The 24,476-nt window shown below is 71.0% G+C and carries 20 protein-coding genes and 1 pseudogene; 8 read left to right on the top strand and 13 right to left on the bottom strand.

The genetic code is table 11. The features are described 5' to 3' along the window. Window positions 1-57: 57 nt before the first annotated feature. The 9 genes from rodA to AB0K82_RS35345 all read right to left on the bottom strand — a co-directional run bounded on the left by rodA (window position 58) and on the right by AB0K82_RS35345 (window position 10,050). Entirely contained in the window at window positions 58-1,227 is a 1,170-nt protein-coding gene (gene rodA / locus AB0K82_RS35385) for a rod shape-determining protein RodA (protein WP_364405429.1), read from the bottom strand. Window positions 1,228-1,239: 12 nt separating this feature from the next. After that, window positions 1,240-3,384, bottom strand: coding sequence for a penicillin-binding protein 2 (mrdA, locus tag AB0K82_RS35380; RefSeq protein ID WP_364405427.1), 2,145 nt, complete (start codon window positions 3,382-3,384; stop codon window positions 1,240-1,242). 14 nt (window positions 3,385-3,398) lie between these two features. Further along, the gene (gene mreD, locus AB0K82_RS35375; protein ID WP_364405425.1) at window positions 3,399-3,944 is read right to left on the bottom strand and encodes a rod shape-determining protein MreD; all 546 of its coding nucleotides are present in this window, start codon (window positions 3,942-3,944) and stop codon (window positions 3,399-3,401) included. Between the two features lie 3 nt (window positions 3,945-3,947). Further along, window positions 3,948-5,057 carry a rod shape-determining protein MreC gene (gene mreC / locus AB0K82_RS35370; protein WP_364405423.1) on the bottom strand — a complete coding sequence of 370 codons (1,110 nt, stop codon included), beginning with the start codon at window positions 5,055-5,057 and terminating at the stop codon, window positions 3,948-3,950. A gap of 11 nt (window positions 5,058-5,068) precedes the next feature. Beyond that, on the bottom strand, window positions 5,069-6,100 hold the full coding sequence (locus tag AB0K82_RS35365; RefSeq protein WP_364405421.1) for a rod shape-determining protein: 1,032 nt from the start codon (window positions 6,098-6,100) through the stop codon (window positions 5,069-5,071). 189 nt (window positions 6,101-6,289) lie between these two features. Next, window positions 6,290-6,700, bottom strand: coding sequence for a nucleoside-diphosphate kinase (gene ndk, locus AB0K82_RS35360; protein ID WP_364405420.1), 411 nt, complete (start codon window positions 6,698-6,700; stop codon window positions 6,290-6,292). A gap of 143 nt (window positions 6,701-6,843) precedes the next feature. Then, a complete protein-coding gene (locus tag AB0K82_RS35355) occupies window positions 6,844-8,301 on the bottom strand; it encodes a hypothetical protein (protein ID WP_364405418.1) in 1,458 nt (485 codons plus the stop codon). 122 nt (window positions 8,302-8,423) lie between these two features. Further along, window positions 8,424-8,741, bottom strand: coding sequence for a DUF4233 domain-containing protein (locus AB0K82_RS35350; RefSeq protein WP_364405416.1), 318 nt, complete (start codon window positions 8,739-8,741; stop codon window positions 8,424-8,426). 37 nt (window positions 8,742-8,778) lie between these two features. Further along, window positions 8,779-10,050 carry a Mur ligase family protein gene (locus AB0K82_RS35345; protein ID WP_364405475.1) on the bottom strand — a complete coding sequence of 424 codons (1,272 nt, stop codon included), beginning with the start codon at window positions 10,048-10,050 and terminating at the stop codon, window positions 8,779-8,781. A 392-nt stretch (window positions 10,051-10,442) separates the two neighbouring features. On the opposite strand from AB0K82_RS35345, the gene AB0K82_RS35340 reads away from it, so the two are divergent. Further along, on the top strand, window positions 10,443-11,678 hold the full coding sequence (locus tag AB0K82_RS35340; RefSeq protein ID WP_364405414.1) for a hypothetical protein: 1,236 nt from the start codon (window positions 10,443-10,445) through the stop codon (window positions 11,676-11,678). Between the two features lie 107 nt (window positions 11,679-11,785). On the opposite strand, the gene AB0K82_RS35335 is transcribed toward AB0K82_RS35340, so the two are convergent. Next, window positions 11,786-12,163 carry an ATP-binding protein gene (locus AB0K82_RS35335; RefSeq protein WP_364405412.1) on the bottom strand — a complete coding sequence of 126 codons (378 nt, stop codon included), beginning with the start codon at window positions 12,161-12,163 and terminating at the stop codon, window positions 11,786-11,788. After that, window positions 12,163-12,423: a hypothetical protein gene (locus AB0K82_RS35330; RefSeq protein ID WP_364405410.1), complete on the bottom strand. Its 261-nt coding sequence runs from the start codon at window positions 12,421-12,423 to the stop codon at window positions 12,163-12,165. Before AB0K82_RS35330 ends, AB0K82_RS35335 begins: the two co-directional genes overlap by 1 nt. Before the next feature lie 142 nt (window positions 12,424-12,565). Between AB0K82_RS35330 and AB0K82_RS35325 the strand changes: the two genes are divergently transcribed. The 4 genes from AB0K82_RS35325 (at window position 12,566) to AB0K82_RS35310 (ending at window position 15,642) form a co-directional block, all read left to right on the top strand. Further along, entirely contained in the window at window positions 12,566-13,426 is an 861-nt protein-coding gene (locus AB0K82_RS35325) for a helix-turn-helix transcriptional regulator (protein ID WP_364405408.1), read from the top strand. A 19-nt stretch (window positions 13,427-13,445) separates the two neighbouring features. Continuing rightward, entirely contained in the window at window positions 13,446-13,556 is a 111-nt protein-coding gene (locus AB0K82_RS35320; RefSeq protein ID WP_364405406.1) for a DUF397 domain-containing protein, read from the top strand. Between the two features lie 166 nt (window positions 13,557-13,722). Then, complete coding sequence (locus tag AB0K82_RS35315; protein ID WP_364405405.1) at window positions 13,723-14,721, top strand: hypothetical protein; 999 nt, start codon at window positions 13,723-13,725, stop codon at window positions 14,719-14,721. Between the two features lie 153 nt (window positions 14,722-14,874). Continuing rightward, complete coding sequence (locus tag AB0K82_RS35310; RefSeq protein WP_364405403.1) at window positions 14,875-15,642, top strand: phytanoyl-CoA dioxygenase family protein; 768 nt, start codon at window positions 14,875-14,877, stop codon at window positions 15,640-15,642. Window positions 15,643-16,184: 542 nt separating this feature from the next. Here the strand turns inward: AB0K82_RS35310 and AB0K82_RS35305 are convergent. Next, a complete protein-coding gene (locus tag AB0K82_RS35305) occupies window positions 16,185-18,254 on the bottom strand; it encodes a SpoIIE family protein phosphatase (RefSeq protein WP_364405401.1) in 2,070 nt (689 codons plus the stop codon). A 108-nt stretch (window positions 18,255-18,362) separates the two neighbouring features. Between AB0K82_RS35305 and AB0K82_RS35300 the strand changes: the two genes are divergently transcribed. Both AB0K82_RS35300 and AB0K82_RS35295 read left to right on the top strand, forming a co-directional pair. After that, window positions 18,363-22,205: a HAMP domain-containing protein gene (locus AB0K82_RS35300; RefSeq protein WP_364405399.1), complete on the top strand. Its 3,843-nt coding sequence runs from the start codon at window positions 18,363-18,365 to the stop codon at window positions 22,203-22,205. A gap of 13 nt (window positions 22,206-22,218) precedes the next feature. After that, window positions 22,219-22,833, top strand: a complete 615-nt coding sequence (locus AB0K82_RS35295) for a response regulator (RefSeq protein ID WP_364405397.1) — start codon at window positions 22,219-22,221, stop codon at window positions 22,831-22,833. A gap of 74 nt (window positions 22,834-22,907) precedes the next feature. Here AB0K82_RS35295 and AB0K82_RS35290 read toward each other — a convergent pair. After that, a pseudogene (locus tag AB0K82_RS35290) lies at window positions 22,908-23,575 on the bottom strand (XRE family transcriptional regulator). Window positions 23,576-23,743: 168 nt separating this feature from the next. On the opposite strand from AB0K82_RS35290, the gene AB0K82_RS35285 reads away from it, so the two are divergent. After that, the gene (locus AB0K82_RS35285; protein WP_364405396.1) at window positions 23,744-24,346 is read left to right on the top strand and encodes a methyltransferase domain-containing protein; all 603 of its coding nucleotides are present in this window, start codon (window positions 23,744-23,746) and stop codon (window positions 24,344-24,346) included. The last annotated feature ends 130 nt before the right edge of the window (window positions 24,347-24,476 follow it).

Below are 24,476 nucleotides of genomic sequence, written 5' to 3'. Positions count from 1 at the left end.
TGGGATTCCCCCCACCTTACCGGCGCGGGCCCCTCCGGCAGACCGTCCGCCCGCCGCTCAGTCGTACGGGTTGTGGCGGAGGTGGACGGTCTGGAGGAGGCCGACGGCGATGAAGTTGGCGAAGGAGGCCGAGCCGCCGTACGAGACGAAGGGCAGGGGCAGGCCCGTGATCGGCATGATGCCGACGGTCATGCCGATGTTCTCGAACGCCTGGAACGCCAGCCAGCACACGACGCCGGTGGCCACCAGCCCGCCGAACAGGTCGGCGGCCTCGCGGGCGATGCGCAGTCCGCGCCACAGCACCACGCCCAGCAACCCGATGATCAGTGCCGCGCCGACGAATCCGAGCTCCTCCCCCGCGACGGTGAAGATGAAGTCGGTGTGCTGCTCGGGGACGAAGTGGCCGTTGGTCTGCTCGCCGTGGAACAGCCCGTTGCCGAAGACGCCGCCGGATCCGACGGCGATGCGGGCCTGCCGGGCGTTGTACCCGGCGCCCTGCGGATCGGCCGACGGGTCGGCGAAGGCGGTGAACCGGTGGACCTGGTAGGGCTTGAGCAGGTGCAGCGACCAGACCGTCAGCGCGAGTGACAGCGCGGCCCCGACGAGCCCGCCGACCCACCGTTTCGGCGCCCCGGACATCGCCAGCACACCGATGATCACGGTGGCGAACACCAGGGTGGTGCCGAGGTCCGGCTGCAGCATCACCAGCCCGGCGGGCAGCGCGGCCAGCGCCAGGGCGAGCAGGATGTCGCGCCGGCCCGGCCCGATCTCTCCGTCGCGCGGCTCACCCAGGATCATCGCCAGCAGCACGACCATGCCGACCTTGGCGAACTCCGACGGCTGGACCTGGAACCCGCCGCCGACCACGATCCACGAGTGCGAGCCGTTCACGGTGGCGCCGATCGGCGTGAGGACGACGGCCAGGCCGAGGCAGGCCGCGCCGTAGACGATCGGCGCGTACGCGCGCAGCAGCCGGTAGTCCAGGGCCGTCGTCACACCGCCGAGGGCCAACCCGATCGCCAGGTTGAGGAGGTGCTTCTTCAGGAAGCCGTCGGAGCCGTCGGAGCCGTCGGCGCGGGTCGCGGAGTACACGAGGAGCGAGCCGATGACGGACAGCGCGAGCACGGCGAGGAGGAGGAGCCAGTCGAGTCGCCGCGCGGGTGAGGCCAGCAGCCGGGCCGGCAGGGAGCGCCGCCGGCCGAGCGCCCCGCCGTACTCACTGATCATGTCGCCGCCCGGTCATCGTGGTCTCCGCCGGCGGGTCTCGGTCGCCGGCTGCCTGTCCGCCGAGGTCACGGCGAATCCGGGCGGGGCGTTCACCGTGCCGTCGGGCGCGAGGGTCGGCAGCCGGTCCGGGACGTTGCCGTCGGGCAGCGCCGCGGGCTTCCCGGTGAGGCCGTACATGCCCTCCCAGATCTGGCGGACGGCGGGCGCCGCCGTGGTGGCGCCGGTGCCCGCCTGGGTGACCATGGCGACGACGACGTAGCGCGGCTTGTTCGCCGGGGCGAAGGACGCGAACCATGAGGTGTCCTTCTTGCCGTACACCTCGGCGGTGCCGGTCTTGCCGGCGACGGCCAGCTTGTCGAAGGGGAAGCCGCCGAAGGCGCCGGCGGCCGTGCCCTGCTTCGGCACGTCCGCGAGCGCGTTCCTGATGTAGGAGAGCACCTTGGACGGCACGGGCAGCCGTCCCGCCTTCACCGGGTCGATGCGGCGGGCCACCGACCCGTCCGGGGCGATGACCGCCTTGCCGACCCGCGGACTCCACAGCGTGCCGCCGTTGGCGAGCGCGGCGTACGCGCGGGCCAGTTGCAGCGGGGTGACGAGCACGTCGCCCTGGCCGACGGAGAAGTTGGCGGCGTCACCGGCGCGGAAGACGTACCCGTCGACGCAGTTCTCCGAGGAGATCGACTTGAGGTACGCGGCGCGGGCCGGATCGGACTTGGCGATCTCCGGGTAGCCGGTCTTGGCCCGTTTGCAGTCCGTCTTCTTGGTGTCGTTCCAGTAGGAGAGCTTCCAGCCGCGGTCCGGGATCCGGCCGGGCGCCTCCCCTGGCAGGTCGATGCCGGTGCGCTTGCCGAAGCCGTACGCCCTGGCCATCTTCTCCATCGGGTCCTTGGGGTTCTTCACCGGGTGCATGCCGCCGTCGCGCAGCCATTCCTCGTACGCGAACTTGTAGAAGATCGTGTCGCAGGACATGACGAGGGCGCGGTGCAGGTCGATGTCGCCGCCCGACTCGCCCTCGAAGTTGCTGAACGCCCGGGCCCCGACCATGTACGACGACGGGCAGGGGTAGATGCCGTGCAGGGAGTACCCGTCCTTGATGGCCGCCGGCAGTGAGGAGATCTTGAACGTCGATCCGGGGGCGAACTGACCGTCCGTCGCCCGGGAGACCAGCGGCTGGCCGTGCTGCTTGCTGAGCAGCGCGTCGTACTCGTCCTGGGAGATGCCGCCGGTCCACACGGACGGGTCGTAGGTCGGGAAGCTGGCGAGCGCGATGATCCGCCCGGTGCGGACGTCCATGACCACGCTCGCCGCCGAGTCGGCCGGGGTGCCGCGGTGGCGGGCGTCCTTCATGGCCTGATCGAGCGCCTTCTCGACGATCCCCTGCACCTTGGCGTCGATGCTGGTGACGAGGGTGCCGCCGCCGACCGGCGGCTGTTCGGAGGCGGTCCCGGTCACGCGGCCGCGGTTGTCGACGAGGAGCCGCCGGTCGCCCGGAACGCCGCGCAGGTCGCTGTCGTAGGTGGCCTCCAGCCCGTCACGGCCGATCAGGTCGACGCCGCTGAACCCGGTGACCTTCAGGCCCTTGCGGCTGTTCAGCTCCTCCTGGGTGATCGGCTGGAGGTAGCCGAGCGCCTGCGCGGCGGTGGCCCCCTCGGTGCGCGGGTAGTCGCGCACCGGTTCGAGCTGGGCGGTCACGCCGGGGAAGTCCTCCTGGCGCTCCATGATCTGCAGAGCCTTGCGGGAGTCGACGCGGTCGTCGATGGGGATCGGCTGATACGGCGAGCCCGGCCAGCAGGGCCGCTTGATCCCCGGGGCGCACAGCCGGACCTTCAGGGCGACCTGGTCGTACGGAGTGCCGAGCAGGGCCGCCAGGCGCTTCAGCACCGCCTTGCCGCCGTCGCGCTGGCGCATCAGCGCCGTCCGGTCGACCGAGACGACCAGGGCGGTCCGGTTCCGTACGAGCGGCCGCCCGACGTCGTCGAGGATCTGCCCGCGAACGGCGGGCACCACGATGTCGCGGATCCGGTTGTCGGCGGCGACCTTCTTGTAGTGCGCGCCGTTCATGACCTGCAGGTACCACAGCCGCCCGCCGAGCGACAGCAGCAGCGACATGACGAGCACGTGCAGGACGACGAGCCGCACGTGCGAACGCGGACCCAAATCCCCTCCTCCGTCTAGCGCGCCCGATAGAAACCGGGAACCGCGTCGAGTCCCCCCGGGTCGTGCTGGCGTTCGGCCCGCCTGGTCAGCCGCAGCACGGCCCAGACCACGAACGGGCTGGCGATCACGTCGTAGAGCACCTGGATCGGCAGTTGGTGGGACACCACCGGCCAGCGCGTGCGGGGGTCGCCGAGCAGCATGCCGACCATCGCGTACAGCACCGACCCGGCGAGCGCGCCGGCGGCCACCGCGACGAACGGCAGCACGGGCGAGCGCTCGAGCTCGTCGGCGGCCTGCCCGCAGACGTAACCGATCAGGCAGTACACGAAGGCGTAGCGTCCGATGGTGTGGTCGGCGGGCGGCACGATGTCGCTGGCCAGCCCGGCGAAGAACCCGGTGACCAGGCCGGTCATCGAGCCGTTGACCAGTGCCAGCGCCACCACGGTCAGGAGCACGAGGTTGGGGCTGACCGAGCCGGGCAGCGGCAGCCGGTTGGCGACCGTCACCTGCAGCAGGAGCGCGGCGGTGACGGCGATCGCGGCCAGGACGTTGCGTGACATGGATCAGTCTCCCGGCGAGTGCGGCGTGCGCGGCCTGCGCTGCCTCGGTTCTTCGGTGGACGTCAGCGTCCTGCGCGATCTCGGTGCCTCGGTCGACGTGGACGACCTGCGCGCTCTGGACGGCCCGGCGGACGCGGACTCCTCCGCGCTCGGCATCGCCTGCGGGGGCGAGGACCCGTGTCGCGGCGGGGTCGGGGTGGCCGGTCCCGGGTTGGACGGCGACGGGGACGGGCTGGGCGGCGGCTTGGGCGGGGCCGGGGGCAGGACGGCGTCGCGCGGGTTCTTCTTCGGCGGCGCCACGACCACGCCCACGACGTCGAGGCCGGTGAAGTGCGTGAAGGGGCGGACGACGGCGGTGCGGGTCAGCGATCCCGGCGTCCGCTCGATGCGGATGACGGTGCCGATCGGGACCCCCGGGACGTACGGCCGGTTGCCCTGCGAGCCGAACGAGACGATGCGCTGGCCCGGTTTGATCTGCACGGTGGAGTCCAGAAGCTCGAAGGTGAGGGGGGAGCCGCTGCGCCGGCCGGTCCCGCGTACGACGCCGATCTCCCCCGAGCCCTCGAGCCGCCCGCCGACCGAGGAGGCCGCGTCGGTGGCCAGCAGCACCGTCGAGGTGGTCGGCCCGACCTGGGTGATCCGTCCGACGAGGCCGTCTCCGGTGATCACCGTCATGTCGGTACGGACGCCGTCGCCGCTGCCGGCGTCGATGGTGACGGTCTCCTCGACGCCCTCTCCGGCCGAGATGACCTGCGCGGCGACGATCCGGTAGCCGCCCAGACCGGCGGTGCCGAGCAGCCGGTGGAGCTGCTCGGCACGGCTCTTGTCGATCTGCGTCGTCCGCAGTTGCTGGCGCAGCCGCTGGTTCTCGCGTTCGAGCCGGTTGATGCGCCGGTGGGCGTCCGGGCTGCCGATGATCGTGTCCAGCGCGTGCCCGACCGGCGTGATGACGGCCGCCGACGCGTCCTCGATCGGCCCGAAGATCGCCTCGCCGAAGGAACGCAGCCCGCGCAACGGTGAGTCCTCGCCCCCGCGGTAGTCGACGGTGATCATGGCCAGGGAGATCAGCAGCAGGATCCCGAGGACGGCGCGCGTTCGCCGGGTGTCGTTCACCGGCCGGTTCCCTAACGTCGCGGTTCGGGCACGAGGACCTGGCGCAGCGCCTCGAAGTCCTCGACACACTTACCGGAGCCGAGGACGACCGAGTCGAGCGGGTTGTCGACCATGTGGATCGGCATGCCGGTCTCTTCCCGGAGCCGTTCGTCGATGTTCTTCAGCAGGGCGCCGCCGCCGGTGAGCGCGATGCCGCGGTCCATGATGTCGCCGGACAGCTCGGGCGGGCACTTGTCGAGCGTGGTCTTGACCGCGTCGACGACCGAGTTGACCGGCTCCTCGATGGCGCGGCGGATCTCCTCGGCGGAGATGACGATCGTCTTCGGCAGGCCGCTGACGAGGTCGCGGCCGCGGATCTCGGCGTGCGGCTCGTCGTCGAACGGGTACGCCGACCCGATCGCCATCTTGATCTCCTCCGCGGTGCGCTCCCCGAGCATCAGGGAGTACTCCTTCTTCGCGTAGGAGATGATCGCCTGGTCGAGTTCGTCGCCGCCCACCCGGATCGACTGGCTCGTCACGATGCCGCCGAGCGAGATGATCGCGACCTCGGTGGTGCCGCCCCCGATGTCGACGACCATGTTGCCCGTCGGCTCGTGCACGGGCAGGCCGGCGCCGATCGCGGCGGCCATGGGCTCCTCGATGATGTACACCCGCCGGGCGCCGGCCTGGTAGCCGGCCTCCTTCACGGCGCGCTGCTCAACACCCGTGATCCCGCTGGGCACGGCCACGACGATCCGCGGCTTGGCGAAATGTCGGCGTTTATGGACCTTCTGGATGAAGTACCGCAGCATGCGTTCAGTGACGTCGAAGTCGGCGATCACACCGTCCTTGAGCGGACGGACCGCGACGATGTTGCCCGGGGTACGGCCGATCATCCGCTTGGCCTCGATGCCCACCGCCACGATCTTGCCCGTGTTGGTGTTGATCGCGACGACCGACGGCTCGTTCAGAACGATGCCCCGGCCGCGCACATAGACCAAGGTGTTCGCCGTACCCAGATCGACTGCCATGTCACGGCCCAGGAACGACAGCTTGTTACCCATGAAGAAAGGGAGCCCTTCCGGATTGGCGGGCGTGCGGAACGCATTCTCATGGTAACGCGAGAGATCCCGGTTGACGCAGACCCGATCCCGCGCGTCGTGCTCCGGGTCAGGTCCGTGCCGGGTGCCGGGCCTGGGAAAACAAACGCGCGGGCCGTAGGTACCCGGCCCGCGCGGTTATGCGACCAATGTTCAGAAAAGGTCGGGGAAGAACAGCTTGATCTCGCGCTCGGCGGACGCGGGCGAGTCGGAGCCGTGCACGACGTTCTCCTGGATCTCCAACGCGTGGTCCCCGCGGATCGTTCCGGGCGCGGCGACGACCGGGTCGGTGGCGCCGGCCAGGGCGCGGAACGCCTCGATCGCGCGCGGCCCCTCGACCACCATCGCGACGAGCGGACCGCCGGTGATGAACTCCACCAGCGAGCCGAAGAACGGCTTCTCCCGGTGCTCCTCGTAGTGCGTCTCGGCGACCTCGCGCTCCAGCGTACGGAGCTCCAGGGCGGCGAGCTTGAGGCCCTTGCGCTCGATGCGCGCGATGACGTCCCCGACGAGGCCGCGGCGCACGCCGTCGGGCTTGACGAGGACAAGAGTGCGTTCGGACACGGATGATTCTCCTTGGTCTACCGGGTGCGATCTTCAGCGTGGGCCACGGCCCGCCCGCCGCGGCGGGAGGCCACCGGCCGGCCGGGGCCCTGACCGTATCCGCGCAGGTCGCCACGGCCGGGCTGCCGCATATCGGTGCGATCTTACCCGGCCGGCAGCGCCGCTCCGTCCGAGTCCGCGGGGCCGGCCGGGGAGGCTCCCGCGCGGGTCCGGCTCACCCACGCGGTCACGGCCGCGAGGACCACCACGATGACGCCCGCCGCCACCAGCCACAGCCGGTACGCCGCGGTCAGGGCGTACAGCGCCGCCATCGGCCCGCCGCCCGCCCGGGTGACGGCGCCGACCTTCGCGATCTGCAGCGGCCCGACGACGAGGTGGCCGCCGAGCACCGCCGGGAAGCACAGCGACAGGCCGAACAGGGCCGGGCCCGCCTCGGTGTGGCGCAGCGCGGCCCCGACCGCCAGGCCCGTTCCCGCGCCGAGCGCGCACAGCGCGGTCAGCAGCGTCCACAGGCTCGCCGCCGCCCCCATGGTCAGCAGGAGAAAGATCGCGACGATGCCCAGGCCGTACCCGCACAACACCGCGCCGCGGCCCGCGCTCCGGCCGAGCGAACCCGCCAGGAGGGCGGCGGCCAGCGCCCCCGCCGCGCCCGCCAGGAAGGCCGTCAGCGGCACGGCCCGGCCGCCGACCAGCCCGGCGAGCGGCCCGGTCACCGGCATGGTCAGCAGGCCCGCGGCCAGCATGACGACGGCGTACCCGAGCGGGCTGCCGGTGGTCGCGTCGCGGGAGCCGACCACGGCGAGCCCGAGCAGCCCGGCGATCCCGCAGGCCGCCAGCAGCAACTGCGCCCCCGGCGACCAGTCGTACGTCGTGACCACCGCCAGGAAGGCGAAGCCGGCCGCGGGAACGACCGGCAGCAGCAGTTGCACGCGCTCCGCGCGCGAGGCGGGCGGCGGGACGGCGCGGCGGGTGTCCGAACCCGCTCTCAGCAGCCCGAGCAGGGCGGTGCCGACCAGGGCGATCGCGCTCAGCCACCAGTACGGGCGCAGGATCGCCCGCCACTCCACCCCGTCGGGGTCCGAGCCGGCCGTCGCGGCCAGCGCGAGCGGCGTGGCCAGCAGCAGCGCCGCGACGAGCACGCCGGCCCAGACGGAGGACGCCGTGCGGCGGCGCCGCTGCTCCCGGGCCAGTGCCAGGGTGGCCGGTAAGACGACTCCGCCACCGGCGCCCTCGGCCAGCCGCACGGCGGCGACCTCCGGGACGGACGTCGCGTGCACCGAGAGCGCCTGGGCGCCGAGCAGGGCGGCGAGCCCCGCGAACAGCACGAGCCAGGCGGGCACGCGGCGGACCAGCGCGGTCGCGGGCGGCGTCGCGAGAAGGAGGGCGGGCAGCGCCAGGCCGCAGGCACGGACCAGCCCGGCCGCCCGGCCGTCGGACAGGCCGAGGTCGCGGAGCGCCTGCGGCATCACGTACGACGCCGTGTCGGGCAGCATGACGACCGCCGCGGGGACCGCCGTGACGACGACGACCAGCAGCACGGCGAACCCGGCGGCGTCCCGTCTTCCGGGAGGCGTGGACATCTTTCCGGGGGGCATGGACATCCGGAATCTCCTCGGGAGATCATCGGTCCCGCCCGCCAAAGATGCGCCTTACGCCAAATGTCGATTTTTTGGCATTTGTAAAGATTAGCGATACGGGACGATTGGAAAGGCCACCCGTGAGATTAGCGCGATTGCGCGCCTTCCACCCGGCGACCGACCCAAATCGACGCCGCCCAGAGAGCGCCGAATATGACACCGAGGAAAAACATCACCGGAACCACGAATCCCGTCGCAATGACCAGAATCTGCAACACACTGCCCGCGACGTAGGCCCAGCGGTACCGCAGCAGCCCGGCGATCAGCAGCCCCGCGAGGGCCAGGGCGCCTCCCACGATCCCGGCCGTCGTCGCGTCCGTGTGCGCGACCGAGATCGCCACAGGGATCGCCAGCAAGGTCACCACCGCCTGCAGCGTGAGCATGACGGCGCACAGTCTCCTCACCGGCCGGCCCCCTTCTTCCCCGCACCCGTACGGCGGGTCACTCGCCCACCCGCAGCAGCACGCGGGCGTCGCCCGCCGTCGTGACCGACCCGGTGATCAGCACACCGGCGCCCGCGAACTCCCCGGACTCGTCGGCCAGCGCGATGGCCTGGTCGATCGCGTCGTCCAGCCGGGGCACCAGGCGCACGCGGTCCTCGCCGAAGACGTCCTGCGCCAGGTCCGCCAACTCCTGGGCCGGCATCGACCGGGCGGAGGAGTTGCGGGCGACGATGACCTCCTCCAGCACCGGCTCGAGCTCCTCGAGCAGGCCGGTCACGTCCTTGTCGGCCATCACCGCCAGCACGCCGACCAACCGGGTGAACCCGAACTCCTCCGTCAGAGCCTCGACGGTGGCCGCCATGCCGGCCGGGTTGTGCGCGGCGTCGACCAGCACGGTCGGTCCCGTCCGTACGACCTCCAGCCGCCCCGGCGACGTCGCGTTGACGAACGCCTGGCGCACGAGCTCGGGATCGAGCTGGTCGCTGTCGGTCTCCGACTCACCGGTCGCCCGGCCCCGCGCGAACGCCTCCACCGCGGCCAGCGCGCACGCCGCGTTGCCCGCCTGGTGCGCGCCGAAGAACGGCAGGAACACCTCGTCGTACACGCCGTGCAGCCCCTGCAGCCGCACGAGCTGACCGCCCACCGCCATCTCGCGGCCCAGGACGCCGAACTCCAGCCCCTCGCGGGCGACGGTCGCCCCGACCTCGGTGGCGCGCCGCACCAGCACCTGCGCCGCCTCGACCGGCTGCTGGGCGAGCACGGCGATCGAGTCGGGCTTGATGATCCCGGCCTTCTCCGTCGCGATCTCCTCCACCGTGGACCCGAGCCAGCGGGTGTGGTCGAGACCGATCGGCGTGATCACCGCCACCGCCCCATCGGCGATGTTGGTCGCGTCCCAGGTGCCGCCCATGCCCACCTCGACGACGGCGACGTCGACCGGCGCGTCGGCGAACGCGGCGAACGCCATCGCGGTCAGCGTCTCGAAGAACGACACCTTGACGTCATGCTTGGCGTCGGTCAGCTCGATGAACGGCAGGACGTCCGCGTACAGCTCGGCGAACCGCTCCTCGCTCACCGGCGCCCCGTCGATCGCGATCCGCTCGCGCATCGAGTGCAGCTCGGGACTGGTGTACAGGCCGACCCGCAGCCCCCGCTCCCGCAACAGCGCCTCGATCATCCGGGCCGTGCTGGACTTGCCGTTCGTCCCGGTGATGTGGATGACGGGGTACGCCCGCTGCGGCGACCCGAGAACGTCCGCCAGATCACGCATCCGGTCCAACGTGGGATCGATGTCCCATTCGACCCCCCGGGCCCTGATGCCCTTGACGGCCTCCTCATACCTGGTCGCACTCACCCCAGCAGCCTACTAACGCGCCGCGCTTGAGTCAGACCGGCATGATCCCCGGCCCCGTCCGCGCGAGCCGGCCGCCCTCATCACCGGTATGCGGGGTCACGAGCCGGCGTCTCGCCACCGGTGGTGCGGTCGGCGTCGCGGCGGGCGTAACGCTCGGCGAAGCCGCTGGAAGCAGGCCCGCCATCGGGACGATCCACCCGGCAGGTCGGGCTTTCACCGAGCACTGTGCCCGCCGGGCGGCGCGATGGCGTCATCGGTCCGCCACGCCGGCCGATGATCAGGACTCCGCTCGTCGCTATGGTCGGAGGGTGACCGATGGGAGCGACGCGTTCTTCGCGGAGTGGGACCGGCGCGGCCCCGGTGCCAAGCGGAGCGTCGAGCGCGCGGGCCTCCTCGTGCGCGCGCTGGACGCCGGCACCGCCGGGATCCCGCTGCTGACCGTGGTCGGTTCCAAGGGCAAGGGCACGGCCGCCACCTACGCCTCCGCGGCCCTCGCCGCGGCCGGGCGCCGCGTCGTCACGGTCACCAGCCCGGCCCTGCGCCGGGAGCGCGAACGCATCCGCGTCGACGGCGCCGCGATCTCCGACGCCGACCTGGCCCGGCTCGGCGAGCGCGTCCGCGACGCGGCCCGGCGCCTGCCCGAACGGCGGAGCGGCGAGGGCTACCTGTCACCGAGCGGCCTGTTCACGATCGCGGGTGTGCTGCACGCGCGAGCCGTCGGCGCCGACGTCATCGTCCTCGAGGCCGGCATGGGCGGCGTCTCCGACGAGGTCAGCCTGTTCGCCCCGGACGTCGTCGCCATGACCGAGGTCTTCGCCGAGCACGTCGGCGTCCTCGGCGACTCTCCCGCCGAGATCGCGGCGAACAAGGCGGGCGTCACGGCCGCGACCACCTCCGCCGTCGTCTCCCTCCCGCAGAGCCCACCCGTCACCGAGTCGATCGCCGCGACCGTCGCCGCCCGCACCCACGACCGGGTGAAACCGGAGGTGATCGGCCCGAGCGATCTGCCTCAGGCGGTCCTGCCCGCCGCGTACGGCCGGCGGAACGCGGAGCTCGGCTGCGCCGCCGCCGAGCGCCTGCTCGACGCGGTGGGACGCCCGCAGCCGCCGCCCGACCGGCTGCGCCGGGTGCTGTCCTCCGTACGGCTCCCCGGCCGCCTGTCCTGGCATCGGCTGCCCGGCACCATGATCCTGATCGATTCGGCGATCGACCGGTCGGGCGCCGCCACGGCGCTGACCGAGGCGTACGGACGCTGGGGCCGCGTCGATCACGTCCTCGTCTGCCTGCCCGACCACAAGGACGTCGCCGGCGTCATCGCCGAGCTGGCCGACCTCCCCGTGACCTACGTACGGCTGCCGGAGTACCGGCACCTGCGATTCACCCACCCGCTGCCGCCCCATTGGACGGTCATGGACGACACGGAGCTGACCCGAGAGCGCCTCGCCTCTCTGGGCGAGCGGATCGTGGGCCTGGGAACGGTCTACTTCACCGCCCACCTGCTGAACCTCGTAGCCGCCGAAACAGAGCATTTGTTCGAGGCCTGACCCCAGATCCCCCGACGATCGCCGCGTGGCAACGAGCCGCGAAACCTGATCCCTGGCGATCGCAGCCGATAGAACGCAGCGATCGCCAGGGATCAGGCTGGAATCACTCAGAGCTCGAACCAGTACATGCCGCCGCGACCGGTCGGCGTGTAGCCGCTTCGGACGGCGAGTTCCGCGATCAGGAACAGGCCCCGGCTGCCCTCGGAGAGCTGGTCGGCCAAGCGTGGGGTCGGAATCGTCGGCCCGCCGTCGTCGGCGATTTCGACACGCAGGCCGCCTGAGCCCTCGGTCAGCCTGACCGAGACGGTTCCGCCATCGCCGGAGGCGGTGTGGACGACGGCGTTGGTCACCGCCTCGCTGGTCAGCAGGATCGCCGTGTCGGCGTGCGGATGCCCCCGCAGGACACGGGCGACGAACCAGCGCGCCGTGGCGACCTCTTCGGGACGGCCCTGAATGGTGATCGCTCCCAGCATGCCGGGGGCCATCACGCGGCCGCCTTGGCGATCAGGTGGGCGGCCGCGATGACAGGCTCGGCTCCCGCCCTGCCCGTGCGGCCCCAGAGGAAGTCCCACGCGCCGTCGTCCCGCTGCCCCGCCGCGATGCCGAGCTTGGTTCCATCCCGTCTCGGCAGGTACAGGACCGGCTCTCCATGGCTCGGTACGACGATCAGCGACGTGCGTCTCAGCGCGGCGAGGTGCCAGGCGAGTGCGGTCAGCAGCCGATAACGCGTCGCGTCAGCCGTCATCGCGCATCCTCCGGTTCTTTCGTTCCCTCACGTAGAGAGATCGATTAATGACACACTGTTACAGAGCACTCCAATGGATAGCACCACCGTGCAGCCCTGCACAACGGAGACCGTCAAAGGATCATGACCGGAGGAACAATTCATGCCCGCAGGTCACAGCCCGAGCATTCGGGGCCGCCAACTCATCGCCGAATTGAAGCGCCTCCGCGAAGCCGCACAGCTCACTCAGGAGCAGGTGGCCGAACGCCTGGACTGGCATCAGACGAAGGTCTTCCGCATCGAGACCGGGCGCACGACCCCGCACCCGAACGACGTCCGCCTGATGGTCGAGCTGTACGGCGTCACCGAACCCGGCCGACGGGACGGCCTCGTGCAACTCGCCAAGGACGCCCGCAAGCGGGGATGGTGGTACGCCTACCGAGACGTCGTCCCTCACCAGTACGAGATCTACATCGGCCTCGAATCAGAGGCCACGTCCGTACGCAACTTCGACCTCGCGTCCGTGCCAGGGCTGCTGCAAACGGCCGACTATGCCCACGCCCTGATCCAGGGCGGACCTCAAGATCTCAACGATGAGGAGATCTCTCGTCGCGTCGAAGTACGAATGATCCGACAGAAGATCCTGGACAAGGCGGATCGGCCCCAACTCTGGGTGGTGATCGACGAGTCCGTCATCCAACGGTCCGTAGGCGGATCCGAGGTCATGCGTGCCCAACTGCACCACCTACTGGACGTCTCCGAACACCCGAAGACCTCGGTCCAAGTGATCCCCTACCGCCGGGGCGCCCATCCCGGGATGGTCGGGTCGTTCAGCATCCTGGGCTTCCACCAGCACACGGACTTGGATGTGGTGAACGTGGAGACGATCGGCGGGAACCTCTACGTCGCCGATCCCATGGAGGTCCTCCCGTACGCCAACTCCTTCGATCACCTCATGGCCGAGGCCGAGAACACCGATCGCAGCCGGATTATGATCGAATCAGCACTTAAGAACCTGACCTGACGGTGGAGGGAGGCGCGAGATGACCCCCGACCTGTCTCGCGCGGAGTGGCGCACGAGCTCTCACACCTACCAGAACGGCAACTGCGTAGAAGTAGCGGATCTTCACTGCGATCCCACGATCGACGCGTAGCAGCGGGCGACGAAGTCTGATCCCTGGCGATCGCAGCCGATAGAACGCAGCGATCGCCAGAGGGTCGTGCCTGCGGGCAGGCCGTCGTCCACAGAACCACCTTCGGGGCTCGTGGACGGCTCGCGAGGCCGCCAACGTTGTGGGCATGCCGAGACGTCGTCCGCCTATGGATCCCGACCTCGTCCTGCTCATCCGGGCGCAGGCCGGGGTGGTGGCGCGGTGGCAGCTCCGCGAGCACGGGACGCCGGATAGCGCGGTGCGCACCCTCATCCAGGCCGGCCGGTGGGCGGTCCGGTATCCGGGGGTGTGCGCGACGTTCAACGGCGACCTCGCGCGGGCGGCCGAGCTGTGGGCGGCGGTCCTGGCGTGCAGCCGCAGGCCGCGTCTCGAACCCGGGGTGCGGCACTCCCCCGATGCCGTCCTCAGCCATGAGACCGCCGCCGAGCTGTACGGTCTGGCCGATCGGCCCTCCGCGGTCATCCATGTGACGGTTCCGGACGGGCGGCGTCGTCCGGTGGCGGCGCCGGGGATTCGCGTGCACTTCTCGGCGCATCTCTCCGACAGGCGGCATCCCGCCCAGGCGCCGCCGCGCACGCGCGTCGAGGACACCGTTCTGGACCTCACCCAGACCGCTCCGGACCTCGACACGGCCATCGACTGGCTCAGCCGTGCCTGCGGCGGCCGTCTGACCACTCCGGAGCGACTGGCGGCGGCCTTACGGGCGCGGAGAAAGGTCCGGCACCGGCGCGAGCTCCAGTACGCCCTGGAGGACGCCGCCGACGGCGCGCACAACTCGTTCGAGCTTCGCTACTACCGGGAGGTCGAGCGCGCGCATGGACTGCCCAAGGGCAGCCGTCAGCTCCGGCGGGTGATCGGGGAAGGAACGATCTACGACGACGTCGACTATGGCGGGCCCGCGACGGTCGTCCACCTGGACGGCCGCGTCCACCGGCAGGAGACGATGTTCCGGGACATGCGCCGGGACAACGCGGCCGTCGTCGAGGGTCGTGATCCGCTCCGCTACGGCTGGCGCGACGTCACCGAGCGCCCGTGTCACGTCGCCGCCCAGGTCGCTCTCGTCCTGCGCAGGAACGGCTGGACCGGCCGGCCCCGCCCCTGCCCTCGCCCCGGCTGTCTCCTCCGCCACATCGCAGAGATGGCATGACCCGAGATCGGGATGCCGGCGTGCCCGGCACGTCGCTGATCCCTGGCGTCCGGTGACGCTAGAGCGCTGCGATCGCCAGGGATCTACGTGTGTCCGGGCGCCACCAGGAAAACCGGGTGCTTTCCGGATCTTCGTTGCGGAGAATGGCGGGTCGTGAGTGATGTGATGGTCGAGACGTTCCTGCGGGACGGGTTCGTGAAGATCGAGCAGGCGGTTCCGGAGGGTACGGCGCGGGCGTGTGCGGAGCTGCTCTGGGCGGAGACGGGCTATGCCCCGGATGACCCCGCGACCTGGGCCGAGCCGGTGTACCGGGTCGGGGACATGGCCGCCGAGCCGTTCGTCGAGGCGGCGAACACCCCCGTCCTGCACGACGCGTTCGACCGGCTCGTCGGGCCGGGACGCTGGGTGCCACGCCGGTCGCTGGGGACGTTCCCGCTGCGGTTCCCGCACGAGGACGAGCCGGACGACGCCGGGTGGCACATCGAGTCGAGCTACTCGCTGGACGGGGTCACCTGGAATCACGTGAACGTGCGGTCGAAGGACCGCGCGCTGCTCATGCTGTTCCTGTTCAGCGAGGTCGGGGAACAGGATGCGCCCACCCGCGTCCGCGTCGGCTCGCACCTGGACGTCCCGCCGATCCTTGAGCCGTACGGCGAGGAGGGCGTGTCCATGTTCGCGGTCGCGGCCGAGGTCGAGGCGGCGTCCGCGCACCGGCCCCTCGCGTACGCGACGGGGCGGCCCGGCGACGTCTACCTGTGCCACCCGTTCCTCGTCCACGCCGCCCAGCCGCATCACGGGAAACGGCCCCGCTTCATGGCGCAGCCACCGCTGCACCCGGCTGTACCCAATGAGCTGGAGCGCGCCGACGGCGCGTACTCCCCCGTCGAGATCGCCATCCGCGAAGGTCTGCGCCGGCACTGACCCGCGAACGGCCCCGGTCGCTGGGATGTCGTGCGCTGAACGCCCCGGATCGGCGCTGCCGCCGCGGGTCGTGTTGAGGCGATGCGCGACCGCCTCGACCTCGACGCGCACCTCGGCGGGTACGAGGCCGCCCCCCACCACCACCGACGCCGACCGTCCGCCCGCCCGGCGAGCGCTGCCGGTGCTCACGGGACAGACGAGACCGCCGGTGCGGCGGAGGCCGGTGCGGACGGGACCGCCGGGGCCTGAAGCGGAGCCGGGACCGGGCGTGGTGATCCGTTGCCGAGTCGGATCTGCTGTCCATCGACCACACCTTCGGCCGTCCGGTGCTCGGGCTGCCCCCGGACGACACGGCCGCCTGCTCAGGGCGGGCAGCGCGCCGGCGACCGCAGACGGGACGGTGGGTGCCGGCGGGAAGCGCCGCTGAACCGGCTGGCGCCTGCGGACAGCCGTTGAACCGGCCGGTGTCCGCGGGATGGCCGGTGGCTTCGGTCCGCGGCCGTACGAGCCGCTCCCGGACACGTTCTACCGGCCGGCCGGGGTCACTCCTCGACGCGGAGGACGATCAGGGCGGTGTCGTCGTGGGAGGGCTCCGGGGAGAAGCTCCGGACGGCGCGCATGACCTTGGCCGCGACCGCGCCGGCGTTCAGGTCGACGCAGCCCGCGAGGATGCGTTCGAGACCGCCGTCGTCGCCCAGGAGCCGGTCGCCGTTGCGTCGCTCGGTCACGCCGTCGGTGAAGCCGAGCAGGACGTGCCCGGGTTTGAGGATCGTGGTCTTCACCTCGAACGTCGCCTCGGGGAAGACGCCGAGCATCAGGTCGGAGTGGTCCTCGCCCTTGACGATGCCGCTCGGGCTGAGGAACAGCGGCGGCGGGTGGCCGGCCGTGGCGTACGTCACACGGAGCCGGCCGTCGCCGAGCGGCTCCAGCTCGCCGTGCAGGAGGGTGAGGAACGGGGCGCGGGTCGCCTCCTCCAGGATCAGCGCGTTGAGGCGTTCGAGCACCTCGGGGATCGAGTGCCCCTCCCGGCCGAGGATCCGCAGGCCCTGCCGGGCGAGCCCGGTGACCGCGGCGGCCTCGGGGCCGGTGCCGCACACGTCGCCGATGGCGAACCGCCAGCGCGTGCCGACGTTGAAGACGTCGTAGAAGTCGCCGCCGACCTCGCTGTGCTCGCCGGCCGGGTCGTACACGACCGCGACGTCCAGGCCGGGGATCGTGGGGATGCCGGGCGGCAGGAGGCTGCGCTGAAGGGTGCGGCTCATGGCCGCCTGCTCCTCGTACAGGCGGGCGTTGTCGATGGCGAGGGCGGCCCGGCCCGCGAGGTCCTCGGTGAGTTCGAGCGCGTCGCGGGTGAAGCGCGCTCCCTTCGGGCCGCCGACGACGAGCGTTCCGATGCTGCGGCCCCGCGCCAGCAGCGGGAAGACGTGGGCGACGTCGCCGGTCACCCGGTGCGCGGTCGGGGGCAGGTCGCCGGACGGCGCCGGCGTGAACCCCTCCCAGGGGCCGGGCTCGGCGGGCGGCGGCGCGGGCGGCAGCAGGTCGAGCAGCGTACGCAGGTCGGCGACCATCGTCTCGTCGGCGTGCCAGGCGTACGCGGGCAGCGCCAGACCCGTGTCGCGGACGGTGAACACCGCGGCCCAGGTGGCCAGGCGGGGAACGATGAGCTGGGCGACCAGCGCCATCGTCATCTGCTGGTCGAGCGTGCCGGCGAGCATGCTGCTCGCCTCGGCGAGGAAGCCCAGCCAGCCCCGGCGGGCGCGTTCGAGCTCCATGAGGCGGGCGCGTTCGAGCGGGGGCGCCTGGCGGTCGGCGATCCGCTGGAGGTGTTCGACGTCGTCCTCGGTGAAGTGCCCGGCGTCGCGGGAGGCGGCGATCAGCAGCCCGATCGCCCGTCCGTCGACGGTGAACGGCGCGGTGACGAGCGAGCGGATCCCGGCGGCCTGGAGCGCCGGCAGGTTGTACGGGCTGCCGCCCAGGTCCGCGTACACGCCCCGGCCGCCGACCGGCGCGCCCTCCAGGCCGATCTCCAGCGCCGCGCCCTCGGGGCGTACGCCGGCCGTCGCCCGCAGGCTCAGCTCGGCGTCGTCGTCGGCGAGCAGGACGTACACGCAGTCGGCGCCCATGGCGTCCTGCGCGGCCTGTGCCGCGCGCTGGGCGAGCTGGTCGACGGTGGGGCGGGCGGACTGCGGCGCGGTGACGAGCTCCTCGGGGGGCGTGGGGGGCGGCGTCTGCTCCGCGGCGCCGGTGCCGGGGACGGTGAACCAGACGTGCTTGCCGCCGGAGCCGTACGTCACGCCCCAGGATGTCGCGAGCGTCTCGGGGAACAGCAGGCCGCGGCCGCTCACCTGGTCGCCCGGCACGGGCACGCGCCGGGCCTGGTGCCGGTCGTGGACCTCGACCCTGACCTGGCCGCCGATGAGCTCGCAGACCACCTCGACCTCGGTACCGGCGTGAACGATTGCGTTCGTAACGAGTTCGCTGGTGAGTAGCATGGCGTCGTCCACGTCATCGACGCCCCAGCCCCTGAGTGTCTTCCCCACGAAGCGCCGTGCGGCCGCGACAGAAGCGACCTCCGGCGGAAAGGTCGTGTACGTCTTTTGGTTGCTCTCCACGGCCACTTGGATTCGTCTCGGGGATGCAGGACGCTGCCATCGTGGCAGATGCACTGGGTGGACTGTACAGACCCCCGGCCACGACGCGTGGAAGGCTAGGAGGAATCAATGCCTCGAAGCACGTCCCATTCGCCGACCCGCGCCAGGTACGCGGAGACCGATCTGCGGTCGGTGCTCGACGCGTTGTGCTCGCTGCGCGACGGCGACTTCGACGTGCGGCTCGATCCCTCGCGTGACGGCATACTCGGCGAGATCGCCGGAGCCTTCAACGACGCTCAGGAGCGCGCCGCTCATCTCACCGGCGAGCTCGTACGGGTGCAACGTGAGGTTCGCCACGAAGGACGGATCGACGAGCGGCTGAGAGCGGGCGGCGAGGGCACCTGGGCGACGGGCAACGCCGCGGCCAACGCGCTGATCGACACGCTCGTGCAGTCCACGACCGCGATGGCGCGCGTCGTCGACGCGGTGGCCGACGGCGATCTGAGCCAGCGCATCGAGCTCGACACCGGCACGCGACCCTGGCGCGGCGAGCTGCTGCGGATGGGGTCGGGCGTCAACCGCATGGTCGAGCACCTCGACGAGTTCGCCGCGGAGGTGACGCAACTCGCCCGGGAGGTCGGCGCGGAGGGCCGGCTCGGCGGGCAGGCGGCGCCGCGGGAGATGTCCGGCCGCTGGCGGGACGTCACCGGCGCGGTCAACGCGATGGCGAGCCGGCTGACCGGTCAGGTGCGCGACATCGCCCTCGTGACGACGGCGGTGGCGCGGGGTGACCTGACCCGGAAGGTGACGGTCGAGGCGACCGGTGAGCTCCTGGAGCTGAAGGAGACCGTCAACACGATGGTCGACCAGCTCTCGTCGTTCGCCGACGAGGTCACGCGGGTGGCCCGCGAGGTGGGCACGGAGGGCCGACTGGGCGGCCAGGCCCGCGTCAGCGGCGTCAGCGGCGTCTGGAAGGACCTCACCGACAACGTCAACTCCATGGCGGGCAATCTCACCGCCCAGGTGCGCAGCATCGCCCAGGTCGCCACCTCCGTCGCCAACGGTGACCTGTCCAAGAAGATCACGGTCGACGCGCAGGGCGAGATCCTCCAGCTCAAGGACACCCTCAACACGATGGTCGACCAGCTGTCGGCCTTCGCGAACGAGGTGACCCGCGTGGCCCGCGAGGTGGGCACGGAGGGCCGGCTGGGCGGCCAGGCCCGCGTCAGCGGCGTCAGCGGCGTCTGGAAGGACCTCACCGACAACGTCAACTCCATGGCGGGCAACCTGACCAGTCAGGTCCGCAACATCGCCCAGGTCGCCACCTCCGTCGCCGGCGGGGACCTCACCAAGAAGATCACGGTCGACGCGCAGGGCGAGATCCTCCAGCTCAAGGACACCCTCAACACGATGGTGGGCCAGCTGTCCTCGTTCGCCGACGAGGTCACGCGGGTGGCCCGCGAGGTCGGTACCGAGGGCCGCCTCGGCGGGCGCGCCAAGGTCAGCGGCGTCAGCGGCGTCTGGAAGGACCTCACCGACAACGTCAACTCCATGGCGGACAACCTGACCAGTCAGGTCCGCAACATCGCCCAGGTCACCACGGCGGTCGCGAACGGCGACCTGTCCAAGAAGATCGACGTCGACGCGCAGGGCGAGATCCTGGAGCTCAAGACGACGATCAACACGATGGTCGACCAGCTCTCGTCGTTCGCCGACGAGGTGACCCGAGTGGCGCGCGAGGTCGGCAGCGAGGGGCGGCTCGGCGGACAGGCCGAGGTCGAGGGCGTCTCGGGCACCTGGAAGCGCCTGACCGAGAGCGTGAACGAGCTGGCCGGAAACCTGACCCGTCAGGTACGCGCGATCGCGTCGGTGGCGAGCGCGGTCGCCCGCGGCGACCTCACCGGGTCCGTCTCGGTGGAGGCGCGCGGCGAGGTCGCCGAGCTCAAGGACAACGTCAACCTCATGGTGGCGAACCTCCGCGAAACCACCCGCGCGAACCAGCAGCAGGACTGGCTGAAGACCAACCTCGCCCGGATCGCCGGCCTGATGCAGGGCCACCGCGACCTGATGGAGGTCGCCCGGCTGATCATGAGTGAGGTCACACCGCTGTCCTCCGCCCAGTACGGCGCGTTCTACCTCGTCGAGGAGGCCGATGACGGCGCGCCGGAGCTCGTGCTGAAGACCGGGTACGGCCTCAGCCAGGACAAGATCGAGAAGGTGCGGTTCCGCCTGGGCGACGGCCTCGTCGGCCAGGCCGCCATGGAACACAAACCGATCTTCGTGCACGACCTGCCGGCCGGTTACATCACCGTCGGTACGGGCCTGGGGCAGGCGTCCCCGCTCAATCTGATCGTGCTGCCGATCCTGTTCGAGAGCCGCGTCCTCGGGGCGATCGAGCTGGCCTCGTTCAGCCCGTTCAGCGAGGTGCACCTGGCGTTCTTCGACCAGTTCGTGGAGACGATCGGCGTCACGATCAACACGATCACGGCGAACTCCCGTACGGAGGCGCTCCTGGGCGAGTCCCAGCGGCTCACGGCCGAGCTGCAGGACCGTTCCAGCGAGCTGCAGCGCCAGCAGGAGGAGCTGCAGCGCTCCAACGCCGAGCTGGAAGAGAAGGCGGCGCTGCTGGCGAAGCAGAACCGCGCGATCGAGATGCAGAACTTCCAGATCGAGCAGGCCCGCCGCACGCTCGAGGAGCGCGCCGAACAGCTCGCCCAGTCCTCGCGGTACAAGTCCGAGTTCCTGACGAACATGTCACACGAGCTGCGCACTCCGCTCAACAGCCTGCTCGTGCTCGCCAAGCTCCTGGCCGGCAACCCGGACAAGAACCTGACGCCCAAGCAGGTCGAGCTGATCAAGACGATCCACGAGTCGGGCAGCGACCTGCTGCGCCTCATCAACGACATCCTCGACCTGTCGAAGGTCGAGGCGGGCAAGATGGAGCTGGTCCCGCAGCGGGTGTCGCTCGGCGAGCTCGTCGACTTCGTCGACGCGAACTTCCGGCCGCTGGCCGCCGACAAGGGCCTCGGCTTCGACGTGTACGCCGAGCCCGGGCTGCCCGAGCACCTCTACACCGACGAGCAGCGGATCCAGCAGGTGCTGCGGAACCTGCTGTCGAACGCGGTGAAGTTCACCGCCACCGGCGAGGTGCGGCTGACCATCCGGCGGGCGAACGGAGTCGAGTTCATCGACCCGGTCCTCGCCCGCGCCCCCGAGGTCCTCGGGTTCGCCGTCAGCGACACGGGCATCGGCATCGACGAGCACAACCTGCGGGCCATCTTCGAGGCGTTCCAGCAGGCCGACGGCACGACGAGCCGCCGGTACGGCGGAACCGGCCTGGGCCTGTCCATCAGCCGCGACATCGCCCAGTTGCTCGGCGGGGAGATCCACGTCGCCAGCCGTCCGGGTGAGGGGAGCACGTTCACCTTCTACCTGCCGGCCCGCTACCTCGAGAACGCCGCCGACACGGCCGCGCCCGTACGCGAGGAACGGCGGCGGCCGCTGCCGGCCCCGCCCGTCGAGGCGCCGTCGTTCGACGTCCTCGAGCAGGACGAGGAGTACGAGTCCTCGCCCATCGACGACGAGGTGCTGTCCGGCCGCAAGATCCTCATCGTCGACGACGACGTCCGCAACATCTTCGCGTTGACCTGCGTGCTGGAGCAGTACGGCATCGAGGTCCTGTACGCCGAGAACGGCCGGGAGGGCATCGACACGCTCGACCGCAACGAGGACGTCGATCTCGTCCTCATGGACGTGATGATGCCGGAGCTGGACGGCTACGCCACGACGGAGGCCATCCGGCGGATGCCGCAGTTCGCCGACCTGCCGATCATCGCCCTGACGGCCAAGGCCATGAAGGGCGATCGGGAGAAGAGCATCGAGTCCGGTGCGTCGGACTACGTACCCAAGCCTGTCGACGCCGACCACCTTCTTGACATCATGAGGGCGTGGCTCAACCGGCCACGCACGTGATGGAGGGCTGACTGTGGCCGAGAAGGCGAACATTCTTCTGGTCGATGACCGTGAGGAGAACCTCGTAGCACTGGAGGCGATCCTCAGTTCACTCGACCAGAACATGATCCGCGCGCGTTCGGGGGAAGAGGCTCTGCGAGCCTTGCTGACGAACGACTTCGCGGTGATCCTTCTCGATATCGTCATGCCCGGGATGGACGGCTTCGAGATCGCCCGCGCGATCAAACGGCGCCGGAAGACCCGCGAAGTGCCGATCATCTTCCTGACCGCCGCGGACGCCGATCCGGACTACGCCTTCCGGGGGTACGCCGCCGGCGCCGTCGACTACATCTCCAAGCCGTTCGACCCCTGGGTGCTGCGCACGAAGGTCTCGGTCTTCGTCGAGCTGTACCGGAAGAACCAGCAGCTCCGTGAGCAGTCGGAGCTGCTGCGCACGCAGTTCGCGGCGGCGCCCTCGGAGGAGTTCACGGCCGAGCTCGGCCGGCGCGTCGCCGCGGTCGAGGAGCAGGTCGGCGCGCTCGGCCAGTGGGTGGCGCAGGACGAGGAGGCCGCCAAGGCGGTCGCCACCCTCGAACAGCGCGTCGAGGAGCTGCGCACGGCGATCGACACGCTCCGTCCCCACCCCTGAGCCGGTAGGAGCCCGTCCGGGCCGGGATCCGCGTCCGAGGCGGCACATCTCCACCGAGCGAGCGTCCCAGGCCGTCAGACGGGCCGATAGCGGGCTCTGATGTGGAGGCGTTCACCCCGGGGGACCGAGGAGGCTGAGGAACTCCACCCGCCGCGCGTCGGCGTTGCCGAACCAGTGCGGGAGGTGGGTGTCGAAGTCGGCGACCTCGCCGGACGTGAGGACGAGGTCCCGGTCGCCGAGAACGAGGCGTAGTCGTCCGCTGAGGACGTACAGCCAGTGGTACCACCCCTCGTGCGGCCGGGGATCGGGGTCCCCATCGGCCAGGCCGGCGGGAAGGATCTGCTTGGACGCCTGCAGCCCGCCGGGCCTGCGGGCCTGCGGGCCTGCGGGTCAGCGGGCCTGCGGGTCAGCGGGCCTGCGGGTCAGCGGGTCAGCGGGTCAGCGGGTCAGCGGGTCAGCGGGACGATGGTCATGCCCTTGTGAGTGAACGGCTGGGGGTCCACCCGGGGGCGCCGCCGACCGGAGCCCCGACGAGTTCGTCGAGCGGCGCCCGGTACGCCTTGGCCAGTGGCAACAGGAGCTCCAGGCCCGGCTTGCGGTGCCCGGACTCCAGCCGGGACAGGGTGCTGACCGGAATGCCGGTCGTCTCCGACAGCGCGGTCAGCGTCGCTCCGCTGCGGCGCCGCAACTCGCGCAGCCGTGGTCCGACCGCGGCCGGTACGGCATCGAGCTCATCGCTCATCCGTTCACTGTGCCCACGCTTTTGCGCTTTTCGCAAAGAACTTTGTCAGGTTGTGGGCAGTAGGGGCAGGTTGGTGGCGGAGGCGATCATCGGACGCGGGAGCGATCGGCGGTCGGCCTCATCGCCGGGGACGCCCGCCGCCCACTGACGAGGAGAGAACAGCGGACAATGGACGTTCGATTCTGGGAAGAGATGTATCGCAGCCGCGACCAGGTCTTCAGCGGCGCACCCAACGGAGTGCTCGTCACCGAGGTCACCGGCCTACCGCCGGGGCAGGCGCTCGACGTCGGATGCGGTGAAGGCGCCGACGCGGTCTGGCTGGCCCGACAGGGCTGGCAGGTCACCGCGGTCGACGTCTCCCGGACCGCCCTGGAACGCGCCGCCGCGGCAGCCACGGACGTCGCCGGCCGCGTGGCATGGGCATGCGCCGACGTAACCGTCACGCCTCCTCCAGCGGGCGCATTCGACCTGGTGTCCGCTCAGTACGTCCCGCTTCGCCATCAGCCGGACCACACGGCGCTGCACGGTCTGCTGAAGGCCGTGGCGCCCGGTGGGACGCTGCTCTTCGTCGGCCATGACCTCGCCGGCCTGTCCCCACAGCAGGGACACGGCTTCGACCCCGGCGACTATTACCAGCCCGGCGACATCGCCGGGCTTCTCGGAGGCGACTGGGTCGTTGTCATCAACGAATCCCGCCCGCGAACCGTCCCGGCCCCGGCCGGCACGCACCATACCCACGACACCGTTCTGCGGGCGCGACGCCTGCGGTGAATCTGCCGGTAAACGCAGGAAAGCCCGCCAGATATCTGGCGGGCTTTCCTGATCTATGTAAGTGTCCGGCGGCGTCCTACTCTCCCACACCGTCTCCAGTGCAGTACCATCGGCGCTGAAGGGCTTAACT

Origin of the sequence: Actinoallomurus sp. NPDC052274, assembly GCF_040679475.1 — a bacterium.
Lineage (GTDB): Bacteria > Actinomycetota > Actinomycetes > Streptosporangiales > Streptosporangiaceae > Actinoallomurus > Actinoallomurus liliacearum.
The sequence above is the reverse complement of the archived record's forward strand: the minus strand, read 5'-3'. Positions and strand labels throughout refer to the sequence as shown.